Here is a 15,336-nt window from a genome sequence, read left to right as displayed (position 1 = left end):
TTACAAGCACGATAACGTCTTCATGTCCACGCGGCTCATCGACTCCCATTGCCATCTCGATCGCCTCGATCTCGCGCCCTATGCCGACGGTATCAACGATGTGCTGGAGCAGGCAGCGGTGCAGGGCGTCAGCGACGTGCTGTGCGTGTGTATCAATTGGGAAAACTTTCCCGCCGTGCTGGCGCTGGCCCAACAGCACGAACATGTCTATGCCACAGTTGGCGTGCATCCCAACGATCACGAGGGGCATGAGCCTACCATCGAGGAGTTGGTGGCCGCGGCCAAGCAGCCCAAGGTGCTCGGTATCGGTGAAACCGGCCTCGACTATTTCCGCAGCGAGGGTGACCTGACCTGGCAGCACGACCGTTTCCGCCGCCATATTCAGGCGGCCCGTGCCGTAGGGAAACCGCTCATCGTCCATAGCCGCGATGCCCAGGACGACACCATACGTCTGTTGCGGGAAGAGGGAGCGGATATGGTGGGCGGCATCATGCATTGCTTCGTCGACGACTGGCGTACTGCACAACAGGCCCTGGAGCTGGGCTTTTACATCTCTTTCTCTGGCATCATCACCTTCAACAATGCGGTGCAGGTGCGCGAGGTGGCGGCACGCGTTCCGTCCGACCGCCTGCTGGTGGAGACGGATGCGCCCTATCTGGCACCGATGCCGCATCGCGGCAAGCCCAATTATCCGGCCTATGTGCGCCATGTCGCCGAACGGCTCGCCAGCGTGCGTGGCACCACGCTGGATGAGATTGCCGAACTGACCAGCGCCAATTTCCGGCGCCTGTTCCGGCTGGCCTGACGCAACATGGCCCGGGGCGGCTTCCGCAAGAAACTCTATCCCACGGTCACCGGGCTGCTGCTGGTTTTTCTCATGCTGTGGCTGCAGTTCAGCGATATGCCGCTGATGCAACAGACCATGCAGCGGCTCGACTCCCTGGTTTACGACCTGCGCCTGCGCGCCATGCTGCCCGGACGCCATGTCGATCCGCGCATCGTCATCGTCGATATCGACGAGAAAAGCCTGCAGCAGGAAGGGCAGTGGCCCTGGCCACGCAGCAAGCTGGGACAACTGCTCGACAACTTGTATGCACAGGGTGTGGCGGTGGTTGGCTTCGACATCATCTTCGCCGAACCGGAACGCAACAGCGGCGAGGTGGTCCTGCAGCGCCTGGGTGAGGTGCGGGGACAGGGCGATGCCCTGGTGCGCGGGTTGCGCGATTACCTGCCGCTGTTCGACAACAATCTTGCCTTCGCCGAGAAACTGGCCGACCGGGAGGTGGTACTCGGTTATATCTTCCACAATCGCGGCGAGGAGGCCGTCGGCACACTGCCTCAACCACTCAACATCATGCCGCACGAGATTGTGGCGCGCCTGGCCATGTCGACTGCGGCCAGTTACACCGGCAACATCGATGTGCTGCAGCAGGCGGCACGTCATGGCGGTTTCTTCAGTCTGGAACCGGACCCCGATGGCATCATCCGCCGCGCCCCGGTCGTGGTACGATATGGCGATTACCTTTATCCCTCGCTCGGTATGGAGGTGGCACGGCTATATCTGATGGTCGACGAGGTGGAACTGCAGACCGCAATGGTCGGCAGTGAGGAAATTCTCGAGGCCATCCACCTGGGACAGACAGTCATTCCCACCGATAGCGAAGGCCGCGTGATCATTCCCTATCGTGGTCTGTGGGGTAGCTATCCCTATGTCTCCGCCACCGATGTGCTGCACGGACGTGTGAACGCGGCGACCCTGGAAAATGCCATCGTACTTATCGGCACTACGGCGCAGGGCTTGTTCGACCTGCGTGCGACACCGATCCAAGCGGTGTATCCCGGTGTCGAGGTACACGCCAACACCATCGCCGCCATCCTCGACAACACTTTCCCCATGGAGCCGGCCTGGGCCACCGGGGCTGACTTCCTGCTGACCCTGATCATCGGCCTCGTACTGGCGCTACTGTTCCCACGTCTGGCTCCGTTGCCGCTGGTCATTGTTTCACTGGCGGTGCTGGCGGCAGCCGTTGCCTTCAACTTCTGGATCTGGGCCAGCGGTGGACTGATCCTCGCGCTGGCGCCGCAGTTACTGCTGGTGATCGTGCTCGCCATGTTCAATATGGCCTATGGTTTCTTCGGTGAATTCCGCAGCAAGCGGCAGTTGCAAGGCATGTTCGGCCAGTACGTACCGCCGCAGCTGGTGCAGGAAATGAGTGAAAACCCGGAGCAGTACAGTTTCGAGGGTGAAAGTCGGGAGATGACCGTGCTGTTTGCCGACATCCGTTCCTTCACCACCATCTCTGAGGTGCTGTCGGCCAACGAACTGAAGGCCATGCTGAACCGTTTCTTCACACCGATGACGCGTATCATCTTCGACAACCGAGGCACCATCGACAAATACGTCGGCGACATGGTGATGGCCTTCTGGGGGGCGCCGCTGGAAGACACGCAGCACGCCGTGCATGCCATCAGCGCCGCGCTGGCGATGTTGCGCGAGGTGGAGCGGCTCAAGCCGGAGTTCCAGGCGGCGGGCTTTCCCATAATACAGATCGGTATCGGCATCAACAGCGGTGTCATGAATGTCGGCGACATGGGCTCGGAATATCGCCGCGCCTACACTGTGCTGGGTGACGCGGTGAATCTGGCCTCACGTCTGGAAGGGACCACCAAGTACTATCATGTCGGCCTGGTGGTGGGTGAGACAACGCGACACCTGGCTGCAGATAACTATGTCTTCCGCGAACTGGACCTGATCCGTGTCAAAGGCAAGGCCGAGGCAATTCACATTTTCGAGCCCATCTGCGCCAAGGCCCAAGCATCCAGCGAACTGCTTGCAGAACTGCAGTTGCATGACGAGGCGCTGGCCAGTTATCGCGGTCAGGACTGGGATCATGCGGCCAGTCTGTGGCAACAACTTCATGCCGCGCATCCTGCCGTCCAGGTTTATGCGCTTTATCTGGAACGTATTGAAGCACTGCGCAACGCACCGCCTGCGGCGGAGTGGGATGGGGTTTACGAACGCACGGAGAAGTAGGGGAGGGGCAGTTAACGCTGCATGCCCTGCTTGATGGCCATCAGGCCACCCTTGAGCAGATAGGCATCGAAACCGCGCTCGGTGAGCAAAAAGACAGCCGATGAACTGCGTCGGCCGGTATCGCAGTAGACGATATACTTCTTGTTGCGATCGAGGCTGGCTGTTTTCAGGCGCAACATGAACAACGGTATATTGATGCTGCCGGGTAGGGCCGCATTCTTGTGTTCACTCTCCAGGCGCACATCCAGCCAGATCGCGGCACCGGACTCGACCTGTTTCTGTGCCTCTTCGTAGCTGAGGCTTTCCAGTACCGGCTCCTTGAGCAGCGAGGCGAAATCCGCCTTTGCCAGTCGCATCAGCACGCCATCGGTTAGCATGGTGACATTGGCATTGCGCTTGGTATCCGAGATCAGGGCTTCCTCGCCAAAGCTGCTGCCCGCTTCCAGCTCCGCCAGCTTGATGGTCTGTCCGGTCTTGGTCAGGCGGGTCACCACGGCACGGCCCTGCTTGATGTAATAGTAGTAATCACCCTCATCGCCCTGCCTGATGACCACGTCACCGGCTCTCACTGGATGGGCCTCCATCTTCATGAATACCGCCTGAATGTTCGAGGCCGGGATGCGGTGGAAGATGCTGGAACGCAGCATGTGCGTCATCCAGTCGCCGTCGTCCACATCTGTGCCACCGTTGTCGATTTCGGTGACCATGTAACCGGCGTTCTGTCCCCAGGTCAGCAGCAGGTCAAGATGGTTGTTATCGACCTGAAAGTAAAACACCTGGGTACGTGCCTTGGCGGTGGCCTGGCGTGGCCGGTGATGGTCGAGTGGAAAACGGGAGGCCGGCGTTGCTCCGGCCACTACGCGTGGCGGCGTGCCGTCGCCGGTATCGAGCTCGATTTCGCCACCCAGAATGTAATAGGAGCGGTTGTCCGCATCACCTTTCGTGAACAGCGTGCGGCCGGCCGGAAGCTTCTCCACGAAGGTGCTGCGTGAGAGTTCCTGCAGATTGTCCTGGGTCAGTTCGGAAAGTGGTACGTAATTCCGAAGGTATTGGGGTTCGACCCGTGTTCTGGTTTCAGCCATGTCGTTGCTACAGGATATTCCGGGCAGGTTGAAGTCAATCTCAGGCCGGCATTCAACAAATGCCTAGCCCTTGCAGACACAGGCGACGCCAAGTATGAAGGTGGCATTATAGAGAAATTACGCACCAATGCTAACCATTAACGCCGGAGTGAAATTCCTTTCTGATTCAGCCAGATGTACCGGGCTGAGGCATCGAGGTGACCGTTATGCTCGCCCGCCGCGCTCATATGAAATGCGCATAATGTATAGACTCGTAAGGGAGCGAAACGCTGTTATTTTCAGGGGTTTTGCTTGTTTTGCTGTATGAAAATACATGCCCTGCAATGTGCGCAGCAGGGGCAAATGCGACCCCTCGAAACAAGGGGGGGTAAGTAGGGTAATCGGGTTGGTCATTTTGCCCATCCTCCAGCAAAAAAAAGACGTTGTGAAGACTCGTGCAGATCGAGCCCTTGCAAGCACCGGGTTTCCCCCGTGGGCCCACAAGCCCGCCGCGTTGCACGCGGCCCCCGCGCTCTGGGCACGATTGCATCGGCCCGCGCGGGGCTTCGGGGCTGTGGACTACGGGGAAAACCCTCCGAGGTGATCCAGACACAAGGCGGCGCGGGGGCGGGCGCTTCGCTGCCTCCCGCCCCCTCGCCGCCGCTCGTCCGCTGTGGGGTGGCAGCCCGATCATGCCGACACCTCCAGCGGCCACGTGCAACGCAGGAAGTCGGCTACATCGACACGGGGATAGCGGTCTTCCAAGTCTTCGCACTTCTGCCAGTCGTCGTGCTCCAGCTCGACCAGCCAAGCCCCATCGAACAGCACCGACACCACGACGCCGGTCGTTCCCGCAGGCCACAGATCCATCACATGCCCCGGCTTGGGTACACGCAACGGCCCGCGGTTTTTCCAAGGCAGAGCAGGGCGAGGGCGGACGAGGCGAAGCGACGGCCCCGCCTGCGGCGCCGTCGTCGCTTCCGCCCCGTCCGCCCCATCCTCCGGAATCACCACCCGGAAGCGCCGGCCAGTGAGTTCCAGCAGGCGGCCCGGAGAGACAGCGACCAGTTGAGCGGCCTCAGCGTGCGTAGACGCCCCGAACCACCCCGAGCCGTCCCGAGAGGGCCCCTCGGCGGTGATGGCCCGCCCAGGGGCACAGGGAGGCCCGCAGCGGCCAGCAGCCGCAAATGGCGATACCAAGTCCTGCACGGCACCCGACGCCGCGCCTCAGCCCAGCCGAAGGACTGCACCAGCGACCAGGTGAGGAACGCTTGCCGCCCCGCGTCGGGGGTTGGGGCGACGGCTTCGAGGGACTCCAGAAAGCCCACTTTCAGGACCGCATCAGCCATGACGCACCCCCTGCCCAATAACCCTGCAAAGCGTATGGCGACTGCTACCCATGGCACTAAGGGGCGGTGTTACAGGGACCGCCCCTTGACTGGCAGCACCTCGGCCGGTTCCGAGCGGGTGATTTTGGCCTGTCGCTGCACCTCGGCCAGCAGCTGCAAGGTGAACGGCAAGGCCAGAATGTCGGCCGGGGCAACCCCGTGCCGAGAGTACCCCGGAGGGAACAGCAACCCGCTGTGGACCTCCCAGCCATCCCAGCCGCGCCAAGGCACGTACCCGGCCAGCACGGCCAGCAGGCGCACTGCAGTGGGATTCGGTGAGCGGTCGCGGCGCCAGCGCCGGTAGGTTTCCGGCGACACCAGACACAGCCGGGCGGCGTCCTCGTTGCTGAGCCCGGCGAACAGTTGCAACTCGCGCAGGGCGGTCAAATTGCCCGTCCAGCCTTGATGCAGCAATTCGCTTGAAGACCGCATCAGAGCTGGCCTCCCGCCGATTTCGTGACGGGCACGAAATGCGCATAATGTATAGACTCGTAAGGGCGAGAAACGCTGTTATTTTCAGGGGTTTTGCTTGTTTTGCTGTATGAAAATACATGCCCTGCAATGTGCGCAGCAGGGGCAAATGCGACCCCTCGAAACAAGGGGGGGTAAGTAGGGTAATCGGGTTGGTCATTTTGCCCATCCTCCAGCAAAAAAAAGACGTTGTGAAGACTCGTGCAGATCGAGCCCTTGCAAGCACCGGGTTTCCCCCGTGGGCCCACAAGCCCGCCGCGTTGCACGCGGCCCCCGCGCTCTGGGCACGATTTCATCGGCCCGCGCGGGGCTTCGGGGCTGTGGACTACGGGGAAAACCCTCCGAGGTGATCCAGACGCGGGGCGGCCATGAGACATGCAGCCAGCTTTCCCGCTGTGGGGTGGCAACCCGCTCATGCCGACACCTCCAGCGGCCACGTGCAACGCAGGAAGTCGGCTACATCGACACGGGGATAGCGGTCTTCCAAGTCTTCGCACTTCTGCCAGTCGTCGTGCTCCAGCTCGACCAGCCAAGCCCCATCGAACAGCACCGACACCACGACGCCGGTCGTTCCCGCAGGCCACAGATCCATCACATGCCCCGGCTTGGGTACACGCAACGGCCCGCGGTTTTTCCAAGGCAGAGCAGGGCGAGGGCGGACGAGGCGAAGCGACGGCCCCGCCTGCGGCGCCGTCGTCGCTTCCGCCCCGTCCGCCCCATCCTCCGGAATCACCACCCGGAAGCGCCGGCCAGTGAGTTCCAGCAGGCGGCCCGGAGAGACAGCGACCAGTTGAGCGGCCTCAGCGTGCGTAGACGCCCCGAACCACCCCGAGCCGTCCCGAGAGGGCCCCTCGGCGGTGATGGCCCGCCCAGGGGGCACAGGGAGGCCCGCAGCGGCCAGCAGCCGCAAATGGCGATACCAAGTCCTGCACGGCACCCGACGCCGCGCCTCAGCCCAGCCGAAGGACTGCACCAGCGACCAGGTGAGGAACGCTTGCCGCCCCGCGTCGGGGGTTGGGGCGACGGCTTCGAGGGACTCCAGAAAGCCCACTTTCAGGACCGCATCAGCCATGACGCACCCCCTGCCCAATAACCCTGCAAAGCGTATGGCGACTGCTACCCATGGCACTAAGGGGCGGTGTTACAGGGACCGCCCCTTGACTGGCAGCACCTCGGCCGGTTCCGAGCGGGTGATTTTGGCCTGTCGCTGCACCTCGGCCAGCAGCTGCAAGGTGAACGGCAAGGCCAGAATGTCGGCCGGGGCAACCCCGTGCCGAGAGTACCCCGGAGGGAACAGCAACCCGCTGTGGACCTCCCAGCCATCCCAGCCGCGCCAAGGCACGTACCCGGCCAGCACGGCCAGCAGGCGCACTGCAGTGGGATTCGGTGAGCGGTCGCGGCGCCAGCGCCGGTAGGTTTCCGGCGACACCAGACACAGCCGGGCGGCGTCCTCGTTGCTGAGCCCGGCGAACAGTTGCAACTCGCGCAGGGCGGTCAAATTGCCCGTCCAGCCTTGATGCAGCAATTCGCTTGAAGACCGCATCAGAGCTGGCCTCCCGCCGATTTCGTGACGGGCACGAAATGCGCATAATGTATATTATGTTAAATATATGTTCACGCGATTGGTCAGGTCATACCAGTGTGAGTTGCCCTCGATGTCCTTCTCCATGAAGCTTTTGATGGGCAGCTTCACCGGCACCGGAAACCACTTGTCCCAGCGGCCGGCGTGGATGGCGTCGAGCCGTGCCCAACCGCCCATGGGCAATACACCGGACTGGGTCTTGCGCCGCCCCCACGGCAGCAGGATGACACTGCCATCCTTGCGCCGTACCGGCAGCACGGCCTTGGGGTTGGGGAAGTAAACGCGCTGGTCCTCCCCGTTGTGGCTGAAGTAGACGCCGCCGCACATGGTCAGATGGTCTGGCGATGGCCGTGCGGCTTCCAGGCCGGGGCGATGACGTTGGGCATGTCGGAGCGGCCCAGCAGTCGCGCCGGGGCCAGGGCGAATTCGCCATAGCGCCGGTTGATGGCATCCATCACGGCGTTCGCCTTGCCCTTCTTGTCGGTCTGTTGCTGTTCGGCAAAGAGTTCCATTTGCCCGCCAGATGGGCGCGGGTCGAGGGCGGTGACCTGAACTTGGCTCACCCCCTCCCCTGACCACTGTTCATTCAGCATGCGCCGACACAGCGCCATCAGGGGGGCGCTGTCATCTGTCGGTGTGGCCGCGTGATAGGTGCCACCCAGCCAACCGAAGTCCGCCCGCAGGCCAATGCAGAAACTCTGCGCCACCATCGCATGTCGACGCAGCCGCGTACCGACCTTGAAGCTCATGTGTTCCAGATAGGTGAGGATGACCTCCTGCGCGGTCGTGTTGGGTGGCATCACCTTGCCGTGACCGATGCTCTTGGGCGGGGCGATGCGGGTCTCCACCGGAGCGGGGTCGAGGCCCTGCGCCATCAGCCAGATGCGCCGACCGACATTGCCGAAGCGGCGGCCGAGTTCACTCACCGGTAGCCTCGCCATGTCACCGCAGGTGTGCACACCACGCGTGGCCAGGAAGCGACCGATGCCGCCGGCAATGCCGCACAGTTCGGTGACGGGGACTGTCCGCAGACGCTCGGCGGCCTCCCACGGCGGCACCACGGTGAGGCCATCAGGCTTGTTCAGCTTGGCGGCCCACTTGGCGGTGGTCTTGTCGCCGGAGACACCCACCGAACAGAGCACACCGGAGGCCTCGTATACCGTGCGCTTCACCTGTCGCGCAATCTGCTCCGGTGTGCCGAGTAGAGTCTGGCAGCGGGTGACATCGAGAAAGGCCTCATCCACCGAGAAGATTTCGACATCCGGCGTGATGGTGGTGAGGGCGTCCATGATGGCGGTGGAAACCGCGGCATAACGTTCCGGGCGCGCGGGCACCTGGATGAAGTCGGGGCACATCTGCCGCGCTTCCCGCACGCGCATGCCGGTCTTGATGCCCCAGGCACGGGCTTCATAGGAGCAGGTGATGATGCAGGTTCCGGTGGCGCCGTTGGTGATGCCGATGGCGCGGCCCTGCAGCTCCGGATGGTCCATCTGCTCGATGGAGGCGAAGAATGCATTCATGTCCACCAGGATGATGGCGCGTTCCCACAAGGCCGGCATGGGGCACCTCAGCGATAGCTGCGCAGCTGGCCGATCACCACGCCTTGGATACGCACCCGCTGGGCGGGGTAGATCATTGGCGCCATGGTGGGGTTCTCGGGGATGAGTTCGATGGCACCGTCCTTGCGGTGCTTGAGGCGCTTGAGGGTGGCTTCCTGGTCGTCGATGAGGGCGACCACGATCTCGCCGTCGCGGGCGGTATCGGCCTGCTCCACCACCACCGTGTCACCATTGAGGATACCGGCCCCCACCATGGAGTCGCCCAGTACGCGCAGGGCATAGCGCCGGGGGCCGAGCAGGAGGTCGGACAAGTTGAGGGTGTCCTCACCGGGGATGGCCTCGATGGGCCGGCCGGCGGCGATGCGTCCGACCAGGGGTAGTACCGGGGCAGCAGCGTTCCCGGTCAGGCGCAAGCCACGCCAGCTCCCGGCCTCCCGTTGCAGATGCCCCTTGTCCACCAGGGCCTGCACCAGGCGGTGCACCGCCCCCTTGGAGCGGACACCCACGGCCGCGCCAATCTCCTCCAGCGTCGGGGCATGACCGTGGCTCTGGAGGTAATCCTGTATGAAATTGAAGGTATTTCGCTGCTGGGGGGTCATAAAAAGGTTCTCGCAAGGTTCCCGTTTAGCATAGGGAACATTTTGAAAACCTTCAAGCCGGAAAGTCCATTAGGCGGCGTGATGATCGCGACGGGAATTGGATTCACAAGGAATATGTCCGCAGGAGCGCACTACCGAGCCGTATTGCCGACTGAGGAAAATTCCTTGTGAATTCAAGGATCGAGCGAGGGCGCCTCGCCTAAGGAACTTTTCGGGTTCAAGCCTCCATCTGCCGAGGGTCGCCAGCAATGGTCTTGACCTTGGTTTGCCCCACTGTCACTTCCCTTGTTCACATCCCCCGCTTCTTGCCACGCCGCGCGTGTTCCAGCGCCTTGAGCTGGGCCAGGGCCTTGATCAGCTCCAGCTGGGCCTGATCGCGGTCGCTGTACAGCGGGCTGGTACGGATGGTGCGTTCGGCGCGCTTCTTGGCTTCCAGGGCTGCGGCTTCGTCGACGTCCTCGCCACGCAAGGCGGTATCGGCGAGGATGGTGACTACATGCGGGAGCACCTCGATGTAGCCACCGGAGATGTAGACATATTCCTCCGTGCCGTCGGCGGTGCTGATGCGTACCTCTCCCGGTAGCAGATCGGCCAGCAAGGGCGAATGGCGCGGCAGGATGCCGAGCTCGCCGTTGACGGACAGCACCGAGACCATGTGCGCCGGGCCAGAATAGATCGCCCGCTCCGGACTGGCAATGTTCAGCAGGAAGGTCTTGTCAGTGTTGATCACTGGGCGGCCCCCGTCTGCGGCGGCAGCGTGTGGCCGCACTGCACCATCGCCATCAGGATCAGGTCCACGACCGTCTGCATATCCCGGAACTTGTCGGTGTTGATCACCAGATCGAATAGACTGGCGTCGTGCAGATGACGATGGAACATGTTGAACAGGTAGGCGTCACGCTCACCATTCACCTTCCTGACCCTGGCCCGGGCCTCCTCCATGCTGATGCCTTCACGTGGCGCGATACGTTCGGCGCAGTTTTCGATGCTGCCGACGATACGCACTCTAAATGCAGGACGGGAACTCAGAATGATGTGCGCACCGCGCCCCATGATGATGCCGCCGCTGTGACAAATCCCGAGAATCACGTTGACCAGGTGGTAGCGGTAGGATTCCGGATAGGCGGTGTTGCTGCTGAACAGGCCGTGGATCCAGGTGGTGATCCGGTCGACGCCGGATTTGTCGTCCATGGAGGACAGCTGCTCGGCATCGACATGGGCTTCTTGCGAAACCCGCTCGAGAATCTGCCGGTCGAAGAGTTCCACCTGCAGTCGCTCGGCGAGCATTTGCGCGATCTCTTCACCGCCGGCGCCGTGATCGCGGGACAGCGTCACTACCGGCGGGAGGCTGCCGGCGGATGGCTGATGGCGCTGGAAGATGAGCTCGGCGTTGACGATGGACTGAATCAGCGTTTGTTCTTGCCGGCTGGTATCGGTAAATTCCAAGACTGCGCACTCCCTATGGCTTGGCATGGGCAGCAGGATACCGGCAATGCGCGGCCCTTGCCAACCGCCGTGCCCGGTAGGCGCGGTATAATCCTGCCGTCTCACCATGGAGCAATTTCTGCATGCGTATCTGGCCACTGTGTTTGTCCGTCGTGCTCTTGCTGGCCGGCTGTGCCGTGCCTGGGAATCGGGCGGCGACACCGCGCTTCTTGCATCAGGTTCCCGGAGGTACCCTGCTCTCCCTGGAGCGGCCGGTGCAGTTTACCGCAGGCAGCCTGCGGGTATATTTCCAGGATGGAAAGCTGTATCAAAACGCCGGGATACTTGGTTTCCTTGGCGTCAATCGCTATCGGGCCTATTGTGCGCTGGAACTGCGGCAGAAAGCTGCAGCCGCTCTGGAATTGACACCGCGGCAGTTCCGCATGGACAAGGTGGAGTGGGATGTCACCTACGTGATGATGGATACCTCGGAATTTCGTACCCAGTGGCGCTTGAGCGGTGGCGATCCGGCACCCTACGCCTTCGTTTGCTACAAGACCGGCAATGCCGCCTATGAGTCGCCGCTGTCGCTGGAGGAGATCGATCTGGTCGTCGGAGACTATTTCCGCTTGCAGAGCCATGCGAATTAGGGAAGCTCTGAGCTTCCGCGGCACAGGGATGTGCCGCCATTTTTCAACGACGATAAGTCGTTGAAAAATGAAGCCAAGCGAAAATCACACTTTTCGCTTGGCGTGGTTTTGTCCACGGATGGACTTATGTCGCGCAGCCCAGGGAGGGGCGGGAGTGACCTGAAAAGTCCAGGATGGACTTATTCAGACCTTCCTTAGGAGTCCTGGCTCATCAAGCCTTGCGTTCCGACCCGAATTGGCCGGGCACCGTCAAAACAACAATTCTGCGACGTAGGGGGCAGCATGGGTCATCAGCAGGAATATCAGCGTTCGATGCAGGACCCGGAGGGGTTCTGGGCCGAGGCGGCGGTGGCGCTGCATTGGGACCATCCATGGCGGCAGGTGCTGGACCGATCCAATCCGCCCTTCTACCGCTGGTTCGCCGGCGGCCGGCTCAATACCTGCTACAACGCCGTGGACCGGCATGTGGAGAACGGCCGCGGCGGGCAGGCGGCGATCATTTACGACAGCCCGGTGACCGGCACCAAAGAGACGATCAGTTACCGCCAGTTGCAGCAGCGCGTGGCGCAGTTCGCCGGTGCATTGCGCAAGCTCGGCGTCGAGACGGGCGACCGCGTCATCATCTACATGCCGATGGTGCCCGAGACACTCGTCGCCATGCTCGGCTGCGCGCGCATCGGTGCCATCCATTCGGTGGTGTTCGGCGGCTTCTCGGCGCGCGAGCTGGCCACCCGCATCGACGATGCGCAACCCAAGGTCATCGTCGCCGGCTCCTGCGGCATCGAGCCGAACCGCATCGTGCACTACAAGCCGCTGCTGGACGCCGCCATCGAACAGGCCTGTCACAAGCCGGAACACTGCATCATCCTGCAACGGCCGCAGGAGCCGGGCACCCTCAGCGCCGGCCGCGACGTGGAATGGCACAGCGTGGTCGACACGGCCGAGCCGGCGGACTGCGTGCCGGTGGAATCATCGCACCCGCTCTACATCCTCTATACCTCGGGCACCACCGGCCAGCCCAAGGGCGTGGTGCGCGACACCGGCGGCCATGCGGTGGCGATGCAGTGGAGCATGGCCAACGTCTACGGCGTAAAGCCCGGCGAGGTGTTCTGGGCCGCCTCCGACGTGGGCTGGGTGGTGGGCCACTCCTACATCTGCTACGGCCCGCTGCTGCAGGGCTGCACCACGATACTCTTCGAAGGCAAGCCGGTGGGCACCCCGGACCCCGGCGCCTTCTGGCGCGTCATCGCCGAACACGGCGTCGACGTGATGTTCACCGCCCCCACCGCCTTCCGCGCCATCAAGCGCGAAGACCCCGAGGCGACACATCTGGCCCGCTACGACCTGTCGGGCTTCCGCACCTTGTTCCTCGCCGGTGAACGCTGTGATCCGCCTACCCTGCAATGGGCGCAGGAAAAACTCCAGGTACCGGTGATCGACCATTGGTGGCAGACGGAGACCGGCTGGGCCATCGCCGCCAACTGCATGGGCATCGAACCGTTGCCGGTGAAGCCGGGGTCGCCTTCCCGCGCCGTGCCGGGTTACGACGTGCAGGTGCTGGGCGACGACAATCAGCCGCTGCCCGCCGGCGCCATCGGCCGCATCATGATCAAACTGCCGCTGCCGCCCAGCGGCCTGCTCACGTTGTGGGGCAACGACCAGCGCTTCATCCAGGCCTATCTCTCCGCCGCCCCCGGCTACTACCTCACCGGCGACGCCGGCTACAAGGACGAGGACGGCTATCTGTGGATCATGAGCCGCATCGACGACATCATCAATGTCGCCGGCCACCGCCTCTCCACCGGCGCCATGGAAGAGGTGCTCGCCGCCCATCCCGACGTCGCCGAATGCGCGGTGATCGGCACGGCCAATGACCTCAAGGGCGAGCTGCCGCTCGGGCTGGTGGTGCTCAAGGCCGGCGTGCAGCGTGAGCCGCGGCAGATCGAACAGGAACTGGTGGCCCTGGTGCGCGAGCGCATCGGGCCGGTGGCCTGCTTCCGTCATGCCGTGGTGGTCAAGCGTCTGCCCAAGACCCGCTCCGGCAAGATCCTGCGCGGCGTGATGCGCAAGATCGCCGACCATCAGCCCTATGACATGCCCGCCACCATCGACGACCCGGCGATCCTCAACGATATCCAGGCGGCGCTGCGCGTGCCGGCGGCAGGCTGAACGGTTTAAACTATCAAGGTCATGGCCGATAAGAATGTTGGCTACCGGCTGAAGCGAGCGTGACTGAGGGCGCGGTGATGCAGTACGACAGGGTTGGGCCACAACAGCGATTCCAGCCGCGGCGCACGTCGCGCTGGCTGGCCGTGTTGCTGCTCGCCGCGCTGCCGGCGACGGCCAGCGAGATCTACAAGTACACCGCCCCCGATGGCACCGTCACCTACAGCCAGGACAAGCCGCGCTCGGTGCACTACGAGAAGCTGGAGCCGGACTGCCTGTTCAGCTACCTCGGCTGCACACTGTCACGCGCCGACTGGAGCCGCATCCCGCTCAATCACCGCGACTACCAGCAACCGATCCGCCAGGTGGCTGAGCGTCACGGCCTGGAGCCGGCCCTGATCCGTGCCGTGGTGCATGCAGAGTCCAACTTCAATCACCGGGCGGTTTCCCGTGCCGGCGCGCAGGGGCTGATGCAGCTCATGCCCAAGACCCAGCTCAAGCTCGGCGTGCGCGACCCGTTCGATGTGCATGAAAATCTGGACGGCGGCACCCGCCTGCTGAAAGAACTGCTGGCCCGCTACCGCAACGACATCCGTCTCGCCGCGGCGGCCTACAACGCGGGCCCCGACGCGGTGGAGCGTTATCGCGGCATCCCGCCCTACCCCGAGACGCGCAACTACGTGCGTCGCGTCACCCAGCTCTACGCCCGCTACAAGGACGTTCTCTAGGCCAGACTGATCTTGCTGGTGTCGATCTGTGCCGGAGCCACCTCTTCCGGCTCTTTGAGGATGACGCCCGGTTCGGCCATGCTCAACGCGCTGACGTCCACCTGCAATGCCTCCACCTCGCTGGGCGGCACCAGCAGCACGCCGGGCTCGGCCAAGGACAGGGCGCTGACATCGACCTTGAGTTCGGCGGTCGCTGCGGGCTGGATGATGGTCTCGCCCAGCGCCCCCATGCTGAGATGGGAGATATCCACCTGCAGCGGCGGCACCTCTTCCGGCTCCTTGATGATCACCCCCGGTTCGGCCAGGGTGGCGTTCAAACCGCCAGCCGGTGCGGCGGCCACGGGTGCCGCTGCCGGAGCCGTGCCGGCTGCCGGCGCGGCGGGGGCCTGTTGTGCAGCCGCGGGAGCCGCAGCAGCCAGGTCGACCACCTGACAGATCGCCCCCGCCTGCAACAAGGCCTGCTGGTACTTCTTCGCCGTCGCCTCGTCGATGCCCTTCTTGATGGTCACCGGCTTGCCGCAGAACATCGGCGTGATACGGGCCAGCTCCACCTTGAACAGCTGGGAAAAGTTGGCCTGCACCTGCTCGACCCTGGCGCCCTCGACCAGCTGGCCGGAAAAAATCACTGCAAATGTCGTGTTGCTCATCGGTTTGCCTCGTCTGCATCTGCGAC

At 63.2% G+C, this 15,336-nt stretch carries 16 protein-coding genes; 5 read left to right on the top strand and 11 right to left on the bottom strand.

What is annotated here, in order from left to right; translation table 11 throughout:
• Positions 1–22: 22 nt before the first annotated feature.
• Positions 23–805: a TatD family hydrolase gene (locus tag EP379_RS07595; protein ID WP_127477232.1), complete on the top strand. Its 783-nt coding sequence runs from the start codon at positions 23–25 to the stop codon at positions 803–805.
• 6 nt (positions 806–811) lie between these two features.
• A complete protein-coding gene (locus EP379_RS07590; protein ID WP_127477231.1) occupies positions 812–3,034 on the top strand; it encodes a CHASE2 domain-containing protein in 2,223 nt (740 codons plus the stop codon).
• Between the two features lie 11 nt (positions 3,035–3,045).
• Here EP379_RS07590 and EP379_RS07585 read toward each other — a convergent pair whose 3' ends face one another.
• The 10 genes from EP379_RS07585 to EP379_RS07540 all read right to left on the bottom strand — a co-directional run bounded on the left by EP379_RS07585 (position 3,046) and on the right by EP379_RS07540 (position 11,140).
• Complete coding sequence (locus EP379_RS07585) at positions 3,046–4,116, bottom strand: cyclic nucleotide-binding domain-containing protein (protein WP_127477230.1); 1,071 nt, start codon at positions 4,114–4,116, stop codon at positions 3,046–3,048.
• A 669-nt stretch (positions 4,117–4,785) separates the two neighbouring features.
• Entirely contained in the window at positions 4,786–4,965 is a 180-nt protein-coding gene (locus EP379_RS07580) for a hypothetical protein (RefSeq protein WP_127477229.1), read from the bottom strand.
• 548 nt (positions 4,966–5,513) lie between these two features.
• Positions 5,514–5,915, bottom strand: a complete 402-nt coding sequence (locus EP379_RS07575; protein ID WP_127477228.1) for a hypothetical protein — start codon at positions 5,913–5,915, stop codon at positions 5,514–5,516.
• A gap of 451 nt (positions 5,916–6,366) precedes the next feature.
• A complete protein-coding gene (locus tag EP379_RS07570) occupies positions 6,367–6,546 on the bottom strand; it encodes a hypothetical protein (RefSeq protein WP_127477229.1) in 180 nt (59 codons plus the stop codon).
• Positions 6,547–7,095: 549 nt separating this feature from the next.
• Positions 7,096–7,497 carry a hypothetical protein gene (locus EP379_RS07565; protein WP_127477228.1) on the bottom strand — a complete coding sequence of 134 codons (402 nt, stop codon included), beginning with the start codon at positions 7,495–7,497 and terminating at the stop codon, positions 7,096–7,098.
• A 54-nt stretch (positions 7,498–7,551) separates the two neighbouring features.
• The gene (locus tag EP379_RS07560; RefSeq protein ID WP_127477227.1) at positions 7,552–7,863 is read right to left on the bottom strand and encodes a hypothetical protein; all 312 of its coding nucleotides are present in this window, start codon (positions 7,861–7,863) and stop codon (positions 7,552–7,554) included.
• A gap of 2 nt (positions 7,864–7,865) precedes the next feature.
• Positions 7,866–9,095 carry a DNA polymerase Y family protein gene (locus EP379_RS07555; protein ID WP_127477226.1) on the bottom strand — a complete coding sequence of 410 codons (1,230 nt, stop codon included), beginning with the start codon at positions 9,093–9,095 and terminating at the stop codon, positions 7,866–7,868.
• A gap of 8 nt (positions 9,096–9,103) precedes the next feature.
• Entirely contained in the window at positions 9,104–9,694 is a 591-nt protein-coding gene (lexA, locus tag EP379_RS07550; protein WP_127477225.1) for a transcriptional repressor LexA, read from the bottom strand.
• A 289-nt stretch (positions 9,695–9,983) separates the two neighbouring features.
• Positions 9,984–10,421, bottom strand: a complete 438-nt coding sequence (locus EP379_RS07545) for a F0F1 ATP synthase subunit epsilon (protein WP_197722907.1) — start codon at positions 10,419–10,421, stop codon at positions 9,984–9,986.
• Positions 10,421–11,140, bottom strand: a complete 720-nt coding sequence (locus tag EP379_RS07540; RefSeq protein WP_172600415.1) for a cytidylate kinase-like family protein — start codon at positions 11,138–11,140, stop codon at positions 10,421–10,423. The genes EP379_RS07545 and EP379_RS07540 overlap by 1 nt, the downstream gene beginning before the upstream one ends.
• Positions 11,141–11,262: 122 nt before the next feature.
• On the opposite strand from EP379_RS07540, the gene EP379_RS07535 reads away from it, so the two are divergent.
• The 3 genes from EP379_RS07535 to EP379_RS07525 all read left to right on the top strand — a co-directional run bounded on the left by EP379_RS07535 (position 11,263) and on the right by EP379_RS07525 (position 14,663).
• Positions 11,263–11,769, top strand: coding sequence for a hypothetical protein (locus EP379_RS07535; RefSeq protein ID WP_127477223.1), 507 nt, complete (start codon positions 11,263–11,265; stop codon positions 11,767–11,769).
• 282 nt (positions 11,770–12,051) lie between these two features.
• Entirely contained in the window at positions 12,052–13,938 is a 1,887-nt protein-coding gene (locus EP379_RS07530) for a propionyl-CoA synthetase (RefSeq protein ID WP_127477222.1), read from the top strand.
• 59 nt (positions 13,939–13,997) lie between these two features.
• Positions 13,998–14,663: a transglycosylase SLT domain-containing protein gene (locus EP379_RS07525; RefSeq protein WP_197722878.1), complete on the top strand. Its 666-nt coding sequence runs from the start codon at positions 13,998–14,000 to the stop codon at positions 14,661–14,663.
• On the opposite strand, the gene EP379_RS07520 is transcribed toward EP379_RS07525, so the two are convergent.
• Positions 14,660–15,310 carry a hypothetical protein gene (locus EP379_RS07520; RefSeq protein ID WP_127477221.1) on the bottom strand — a complete coding sequence of 217 codons (651 nt, stop codon included), beginning with the start codon at positions 15,308–15,310 and terminating at the stop codon, positions 14,660–14,662. The genes EP379_RS07525 and EP379_RS07520 overlap by 4 nt on opposite strands.
• Between the last annotated feature and the right edge of the window lie 26 nt (positions 15,311–15,336).

Origin of the sequence: Sulfurivermis fontis (genome assembly GCF_004001245.1) — a bacterium.
Taxonomy (GTDB): domain Bacteria; phylum Pseudomonadota; class Gammaproteobacteria; order Thiohalomonadales; family Thiohalomonadaceae; genus Sulfurivermis; species Sulfurivermis fontis.
This window is presented reverse-complemented; position numbering and strand designations above follow the sequence as displayed.

Bases quoted from the DNA above. Each gene is read 5' to 3' on its own strand.
- EP379_RS07595 (WP_127477232.1), top strand. From the start codon at position 23: ATGTCCACGCGGCTCATCGACTCCCATTGCCATCTCGATCGCCTCGAT.
- EP379_RS07590 (WP_127477231.1), top strand. From the start codon at position 812: ATGGCCCGGGGCGGCTTCCGCAAGAAACTCTATCCCACGGTCACCGGG.
- EP379_RS07585 (WP_127477230.1), bottom strand. From the start codon at position 4,116: ATGGCTGAAACCAGAACACGGGTCGAACCCCAATACCTTCGGAATTAC.
- EP379_RS07580 (WP_127477229.1), bottom strand. From the start codon at position 4,965: ATGGATCTGTGGCCTGCGGGAACGACCGGCGTCGTGGTGTCGGTGCTG.
- EP379_RS07575 (WP_127477228.1), bottom strand. From the start codon at position 5,915: ATGCGGTCTTCAAGCGAATTGCTGCATCAAGGCTGGACGGGCAATTTG.
- EP379_RS07570 (WP_127477229.1), bottom strand. From the start codon at position 6,546: ATGGATCTGTGGCCTGCGGGAACGACCGGCGTCGTGGTGTCGGTGCTG.
- EP379_RS07565 (WP_127477228.1), bottom strand. From the start codon at position 7,497: ATGCGGTCTTCAAGCGAATTGCTGCATCAAGGCTGGACGGGCAATTTG.
- EP379_RS07560 (WP_127477227.1), bottom strand. From the start codon at position 7,863: ATGTGCGGCGGCGTCTACTTCAGCCACAACGGGGAGGACCAGCGCGTT.
- EP379_RS07555 (WP_127477226.1), bottom strand. From the start codon at position 9,095: ATGCCGGCCTTGTGGGAACGCGCCATCATCCTGGTGGACATGAATGCA.
- lexA (WP_127477225.1), bottom strand. From the start codon at position 9,694: ATGACCCCCCAGCAGCGAAATACCTTCAATTTCATACAGGATTACCTC.
- EP379_RS07535 (WP_127477223.1), top strand. From the start codon at position 11,263: ATGCGTATCTGGCCACTGTGTTTGTCCGTCGTGCTCTTGCTGGCCGGC.
- EP379_RS07530 (WP_127477222.1), top strand. From the start codon at position 12,052: ATGGGTCATCAGCAGGAATATCAGCGTTCGATGCAGGACCCGGAGGGG.
- EP379_RS07520 (WP_127477221.1), bottom strand. From the start codon at position 15,310: ATGAGCAACACGACATTTGCAGTGATTTTTTCCGGCCAGCTGGTCGAG.